Raw genomic sequence first — 6,781 nt, 5'->3', positions numbered from 1 at the left:
TCCTGCTCCAGCTGGTCCAGGTCATCACCCAGCTTGCGGATCACGCCACGGTTCTGTGACCACACGGCGAGACCGGATTCGTCTTCGCCGAGCTCGGCCAGCGGCTGCTGGGACAGGAAATGCACCTTGAGCCAGTCGGCACCGCTGTTGTCGAGCGCACTGCGCGGCGCGCCGTCACGCAGGGTCAGCGGGTCCGGCAGCGGCGTGCCCGGCGGCTGATACCAGACCAGGGTCAGCGGCTCGATGGGTGCCATGCTGGCGCCTTCATCGACGGTGACCTCCTCATCGGTGACCTTGAAGAAAGGCGCTTCCACGATCTCGCCCGCGACACGTACCACCCCCTTGGCGATGAGATGCTCGGCCTCACGGCGCGAGATGCCCTGCTGATGGGCCAGAAACTTGGAAAGACGGACGGGTTCGGTCATGGGGACTCTCGAGGCAGCGACGCAGGCAACAGGCAGAGCAGCAGCACGCAGAAGCGCAGATAAAAAGAAGTGGGACAGCCTGACAGGGTCATCAAGGCTAGCCCGCCATGATAACGGCATGCGCCGAGGATGGCACGGACGAGACGCGCTGAAGATGCTAGGCTGCGTGGCCACAAATCGGCGCGGCGCGCTTGAGCAGATCATTTGATGCTCATCACCAGGTCCTTCGACGCACTCCGCCAGCGCATCTGATCCACTACGCTTGGTCATCCGTCCCTCTGGCGCAAGCGATCTGGCTGCCTCTGGCACGCCTGATCATGCACTGACAGGCGCGATGCGCTGCCCGCGCCATCGCTACGCAACCGCGTGGTGACAGTTGCGGAACCCTTTGCGCAGCAAAGCGTCAGAGTTGCGTTGAAGCTCACTCTGGGCCATACAAGGTCAGGGTCAGGCAAACTGATGCGCTTGCGCGTCGACTGTCGCTACCGAGGAAGCCGGTGGCCAACGCTTCAGTCTCCGTCAGTGACTCGCCAACCGAAGGTGTGCGATCGACCCGGATTGACCCTGCGCGCCATCCCGCCTTGCTGCGCTTCCCAGGCCACGTTCACAGGTATCTTGCATGCGTTTATCTCTCACACCGCGCCGCCCACTGACTCACACTCGGCGCTACGCCATCAGCAGTGCACGCACGCTTCGTCATCTGGTACTGATCTTCGGCCTGACGCTGGCCGCGGGCTGCTCCGCGCCGCACGCCTCGGACGCGCCTGCCGCACCGACCACCGCGGCCAAGGCAGCCGTCAAGGCCGAACGGCTGGAAAGCCTGCTGGTGCAAGGCGAGAGCGATGTGCCCGAGAGCCTGCTGCTCAGCAAGGCTGGCGCCAAGGCGATCGACCCCAACGGCCAACGTCCGGTGGATGACCCGCTGACCTGCCTGGCGCGCGCCGCCTACTGGGAAGCCAAGGGCGAAGGCAGAAGCGGCATGCAGGGCATCGTCAATGTGGTGATCAATCGCGCCGCCGACCCGCGCTTCCCCGACAGCCTGTGCGGCGTGGTCAAGCAGGGCGGCGAAAGCGGCAGCTGCCAGTTCTCCTGGTGGTGTGACGGGCGCTCAGACCGCATTCGCGAACCCGCCGCCTACGCCGAAGCGCGCGACGTGGCCCGTCAGGCGCTCAACCATCAACTGGAAGACGTCACCGACGGCGCCCTCTACTTCCACGCCCGCTACGCCACGCCCTACTGGGCCAAGCGCTTCGTGCGCACCGCGCGCATCGGTCAGCACCTGTTCTATCGCAACTGAGCGCGAGTCGCTGTTGTTGGATGACCGCTGCTGAGCGACAGCGACACTGCGACCCGAAGCCGCAAACATGACGCCCCCGCTGCCATTGGCAACGGGGGCGTCTGCTTGAGGATGCCTGAATAGCGGTGTCTGGACAGGGGCGTCCAGGCAGGGACGCTTGGATAGGGGAGCGTATATAAGACGCCTGACGGATCAGGTGTCTGGCTGCGCCGCCAGCTTGGTGCGGATGAACTCGCTGTGGCTGACATGCAGCAGGCCGGCAAGACGGCGGATGCGATGCTCCTCCTGCGGGTCCAGCTCGCCATCGGCGTAGGCCAGCTCCCAGAGCATGCCGATCAGCTCGCTGCGCTCCTCGAGGCTCATGTGCTCGTTGAGCTGCTTGACGAAGCGGTAGTGGTCCGTGGCCTGCTCGGCATCCTGCTCGGCCTGGGTCAGCAGGCTGGCAAGTTCCTCATCCCCCAGCGAGAAGCGCTCAGCCAGCTGGCGCGCCAGGGCTTCACGTTCGCGCACATCGAGATGGTCATCGGCGCGTACCACCTCGAACATCAGCACGGCCATGGCGAGTTCCGGGCCGGGCTCCTCGTTGGGACGGGCGTTGCTGCCGGGCATCATCACCTGGCGGATGAGACGATTGATCTGACCGGCGACGGATAGCTGAGCTGGCATGCTGACCTCCAGGAACGGAAAATGTAGTGTCCTTGAATTCTTCATGAGGGCAGCGGCACGGGTTGCAACCTCGCAGTTGCGCACGCCAGCGTTGCCGGTGACGCGACGCGCCCTTCGCGCCGCCCGCACCTTCGCGATATAGTAGCGCCCATCCCGACGGGGCGATGCGTTCGCCCCTTATCACGAGTCATCCCGGCGAGTCGCTGCGCACTGCGCAGCAGGCGCCCTTTACCGTCAAGACGAGGCCTCATGTCAGCGCGCAAGATTCTGGTTACCAGTGCCCTGCCCTATGCCAATGGGTCGATCCACCTGGGTCACCTGCTTGAGTACATCCAGACCGACATCTGGGTACGCTTCCAGAAAAGCCGTGGCCACGAATGCCATTACGTGTGCGCCGATGACGCCCACGGCACCGCCATCATGCTGCGTGCCGAGCAGGAAGGTGTCACCGCCGAGCAGCTGATCCAGCGTGTGAGTGACGAGCACCAGGCCGACTTCGCCAAGTTCGGCGTCGGCTTTGACAACTATCACTCCACCCACTCGCCGGAGAACCGCGCCCACAGCGAGCGCATCTATCTGGCGCTGCGCGATGCCGGCCATATCGCCACACGCGATATCGAGCAGATGTTCGATCCGGTCAAGGGCCTGTTCCTCGCCGACCGCTTCATCAAGGGTACCTGCCCGAAGTGCAAGACCGAAGACCAGTACGGCGACAACTGTGAAGCCTGCGGCGCGGCCTACACGCCGGCCGAGCTGATCGATCCGGTCTCGGCCATCTCCGGCGCCACGCCGGAAATGCGCACGTCCACCCACTACTTCTTCAAGCTGCCGAACTTCGCCGAGTTCCTGCAGGAGTGGACCAAGAGCGGCCGCGTGCAGAGCCAGATTTCCAACAAGCTGCAGGAATGGTTCGAGGCGGGTCTGGCCGAGTGGGACATCTCCCGCGATGCGCCCTACTTCGGCTTCGAGATTCCCGACGCGCCGGGCAAGTACTTCTACGTGTGGCTGGACGCGCCGATCGGCTACCTCGCCAGCTTCCAGAACCTGTGCGAGAAGCAGGGCATCGACTTCGACAGCTACTGGAAGGCCGATTCCGACGCCGAGGTCTATCACTTCATCGGCAAGGACATCGTCTACTTCCACGCCCTGTTCTGGCCGGCGATGCTGGAAGGTGCCGGCATGCGCACCCCGACCGGCGTCAACTGCCACGGTTTCGTGACCGTCAATGGCGCCAAGATGTCCAAGTCGCGCGGCACCTTCATCAAGGCCGACACCTACGCGCAGTTCCTCAACCCGGAATACCTGCGCTACTACTTCGCCGCCAAGCTGACCTCCGGCGTCGATGATCTCGACCTCAACCTCGACGACTTCACCGCCCGCGTGAATTCCGACCTGGTCGGCAAGGTGGTCAACATCGCCAGCCGCTGCGCCGGTTTCGTCAAGAAGTTCGGCGACGGCAAGCTGTCCGCCACCTGCGCCGAGCCGGAGCTGGTCGAGCGCTTCATCGCTGCTGGCGAAGGCATCGCGGCGGACTTCGAAGCCCGTGAATTCGCGCGCGCCATGCGCAAGGTGATGGAGCTGGCCGATGAAGCCAACACCTACATCGCCGACAAGGCGCCGTGGGCGATGGCCAAGGAAGACGGGCGCGAGCAGGAAGTGCTCGACGTCTGCTCCGTGGGCATCAACCTGTTCCGCCAGCTGATGGTCTACCTGGCGCCGGTGATTCCGGAGCTGACCGACAAGGCACGCGACTTCCTGAACCTCGAGAGTCTCGACTGGGCCAGCCGTGAAAGCGTGCTGACCGATCATGCGATCAACAAGTTCAAGCCGCTGCTGACCCGCGTCGAGCCGGAGCGCATCGACAAGATGCTCGAAGCCTCGCGCGAAGTGCTGGTCGAGGAGCAGAAGATCAAGGACGGCACCGCCAAGGCAGAAGCCGCGGCCGTGCCGAGCCCGCTCGACGCCGACCCGATCGCCGACGAGATCGACTTCGATACCTTCATGAAGACCGACCTGCGCGTGGCGAAGATCGTCAAGGCGGAGCACGTCGAGAAGGCGGCCAAGCTGCTCAAGCTGACGCTGGATATCGGTGGCGAGACACGCACCGTGTTCTCCGGCATCAAGTCCGCCTACGCGCCGGAAGCGCTGGAAGGTCGTCTGACGGTGATGGTCGCCAACCTGGCGCCGCGCAAGATGCGCTTCGGCGTGTCCGAGGGCATGGTGCTGGCCGCCGGTGACGACGAAGGCATCTACCTGCTGGAGCCGCACACCGGCGCCAAGCCGGGTCAGCGCGTCACTTGATCCACTGATGATGCACCGAGGGCTCTTTGCGATACCACGCTGAGGGCTCTTCAGGACAACGCCCCGCCAGAGACTCTCTGGCGGGGCGTTGTCGTTCATGCGTCACATCCGGTCGGCGGGACGGCTACTCGTAGCGGCGACCGGCATGCTCCAGCCAGCCATCCACATGGCGGCCACCGGGATCATGATGCGTCCAGTGGATCACGCCGCCCTTGTCGGTCCACTCATATTCCCCGTAGAAGCCGATGCGATCACCGACCTGAAGACTGTCGATGCGTGGCGCGAGATCGATGTTGTGCGCCACCAGAATGGTGGTGCCGCCCGCGACCCGGATCAGGAACTTCTGATGACGGCTGCCCTTGAGATCATCCCTGAGCAGACGCGTCACCTCGCCCACGCCCCGCACCTGCACATCACTCTGCTGGGCACTGATGGCGCGCCTGAGTCGGCTCTCGTCTGCCGAGGAGGCGCCTTCCCCCTGCGTCGCCTCGGCCTGCGGCGACTGGAAGTCATTCCACAGCTGGGAGAGCGAAAAGTTGCCATTGCCCGTCAGCTGCGAGATGCCCGCCATCGCCACCACCAGAATGATGACCCATAACGGCCGACGGCCGCGTGTTCCTGTCCTGCGCATATCCCGCTCCTTGTGCCACCCCGGATGACGTGAAAGTCTCTGATCACGCCATAATCAATAAAAGTAATAAAGGAATTCTTCTTTATTACTTCAAGAACCAAGCAAAACGCGAAACAATGGTCGTCTCATGCTGGCAACACTACGCCTCGCTTGCCACGCTACAGGCTGTCGGCCAGCAGCATCTTGCGTATAATACCGCCGCGCTCGACGATCCCCTGCCCTGCAGCTTCCTGACAGCTTGCGGCAGCAACAGCCCTGATCGCCTGCGAGTGCCGGTTCATGCATGCCGCGAGCACGGAAGCGCCTTCGAAACACCCTGACCGAGCGACGCCCCTGATGAGTGAATACCTTCTTATCCTGATCAGCACCATCCTGGTCAACAATTTCGTACTGGTGCAGTTCCTCGGCCTGTGCCCCTTCATGGGTGTCTCCAACAAGCTGGAGTCCGCGATGGGCATGTCGCTGGCCACCACCTTCGTGCTCACGCTGTCGTCGATGTGCGCCTACCTGACCTATCACTTCATCCTCGCGCCGCTGGGGCTCGAGTACCTGCGCACCATCGCCTTCATCATGGTGATCGCCGTGGTGGTGCAGTTCACCGAGATGGTGGTCAAGAAGACCAGCCCGCTGCTCTACCAGGTACTGGGTATCTTCCTGCCGCTGATCACCACCAACTGTGCGGTACTCGGCGTAGCGCTGCTGACCCTGAACCGCAATTCCAGCTTCATGGAAGCCACGCTCTACGGCTTCGGCGCGGCCGTCGGCTTCTCGCTGGTACTGGTACTGTTCGCCGCCATGCGCGAGCGTCTGGCCGTCGCCGATGTGCCGCGCCCCTTCCAGGGCCCGGCCATCGCGATGATCACCGCCAGCCTGATGTCGCTGGCCTTCCTCGGCTTCTCCGGACTGGTGCAGATCTGACATGCTCGAATTCTTCAACGACCATACGCTGATCTCTGCCATCGTCGCACTGGTGGCCATGGCCGTCGTCTTCGGCGGTCTGCTCGGCTTTGCCGCCGTGGCCTTCAAGGTCGAGGGCGACCCCATCGTCGAGCAGATCGACCAGCTGCTGCCGCAGACCCAGTGCGGCCAGTGCGGCTATCCGGGCTGCAAGCCCTACGCCCAGGCCATCGCCGAAGGCGACGAGATCAACAAGTGCCCGCCGGGCGGCGAGAGCACCATCGCCTCGCTGGCCGACCTGCTGGGCCGCGAGGCCACCCCGCTGGATGGCGACAGCGACAACACGCCCAAGGTGGCGGTGATTCGCGAGGACGAGTGCATCGGCTGCACCAAGTGCATCCAGGCCTGCCCCGTCGATGCCATTCTCGGTGCCGCCAAGCACATGCATACCGTGATCGCCGACGAATGCACCGGCTGCGACCTGTGTGTCGAGCCCTGCCCGGTCGATTGCATCGACATGGTGCCGGTCGCCACTGACGTGCGCAGCTGGCACTGGCCGCAACC

The 6,781-nt window shown here is 63.9% G+C and carries 8 protein-coding genes; 5 read left to right on the top strand and 3 right to left on the bottom strand.

What is annotated here, in order from left to right:
• A partial coding sequence (locus AC4FAH_RS07565; protein ID WP_490245836.1) for a S4 domain-containing protein occupies window positions 1-425 on the bottom strand: 425 nt, incomplete at its 3' end.
• Window positions 426-1,044: 619 nt separating this feature from the next.
• Between AC4FAH_RS07565 and AC4FAH_RS07560 the strand changes: the two genes are divergently transcribed.
• On the top strand, window positions 1,045-1,722 hold the full coding sequence (locus tag AC4FAH_RS07560; protein ID WP_084589481.1) for a cell wall hydrolase: 678 nt from the start codon (window positions 1,045-1,047) through the stop codon (window positions 1,720-1,722).
• A gap of 192 nt (window positions 1,723-1,914) precedes the next feature.
• On the opposite strand, the gene AC4FAH_RS07555 is transcribed toward AC4FAH_RS07560, so the two are convergent.
• A complete protein-coding gene (locus tag AC4FAH_RS07555; RefSeq protein WP_052384628.1) occupies window positions 1,915-2,388 on the bottom strand; it encodes a tellurite resistance TerB family protein in 474 nt (157 codons plus the stop codon).
• A 249-nt stretch (window positions 2,389-2,637) separates the two neighbouring features.
• Here AC4FAH_RS07555 and metG point away from each other — a divergent pair, with 249 nt between their 5' ends.
• Window positions 2,638-4,689 carry a methionine--tRNA ligase gene (gene metG, locus AC4FAH_RS07550; RefSeq protein WP_339926809.1) on the top strand — a complete coding sequence of 684 codons (2,052 nt, stop codon included), beginning with the start codon at window positions 2,638-2,640 and terminating at the stop codon, window positions 4,687-4,689.
• A 124-nt stretch (window positions 4,690-4,813) separates the two neighbouring features.
• On the opposite strand, the gene AC4FAH_RS07545 is transcribed toward metG, so the two are convergent.
• Window positions 4,814-5,320 carry a DUF3465 domain-containing protein gene (locus tag AC4FAH_RS07545; RefSeq protein ID WP_043334103.1) on the bottom strand — a complete coding sequence of 169 codons (507 nt, stop codon included), beginning with the start codon at window positions 5,318-5,320 and terminating at the stop codon, window positions 4,814-4,816.
• A gap of 29 nt (window positions 5,321-5,349) precedes the next feature.
• Between AC4FAH_RS07545 and AC4FAH_RS07540 the strand changes: the two genes are divergently transcribed.
• From AC4FAH_RS07540 to rsxB, 3 genes are all read left to right on the top strand, one after another.
• Complete coding sequence (locus tag AC4FAH_RS07540; protein ID WP_152965392.1) at window positions 5,350-5,640, top strand: hypothetical protein; 291 nt, start codon at window positions 5,350-5,352, stop codon at window positions 5,638-5,640.
• 16 nt (window positions 5,641-5,656) lie between these two features.
• Window positions 5,657-6,238, top strand: a complete 582-nt coding sequence (gene rsxA / locus AC4FAH_RS07535; RefSeq protein WP_043334102.1) for an electron transport complex subunit RsxA — start codon at window positions 5,657-5,659, stop codon at window positions 6,236-6,238.
• A gap of 1 nt (window position 6,239) precedes the next feature.
• Window positions 6,240-6,781: electron transport complex subunit RsxB (gene rsxB, locus AC4FAH_RS07530; RefSeq protein WP_490245835.1), on the top strand; the 542-nt coding region annotated here is incomplete at its 3' end.

The organism is Cobetia sp. (genome assembly GCF_983723665.1).
The sequence above is the reverse complement of the archived record's forward strand: the minus strand, read 5'-3'. Positions and strand labels throughout refer to the sequence as shown.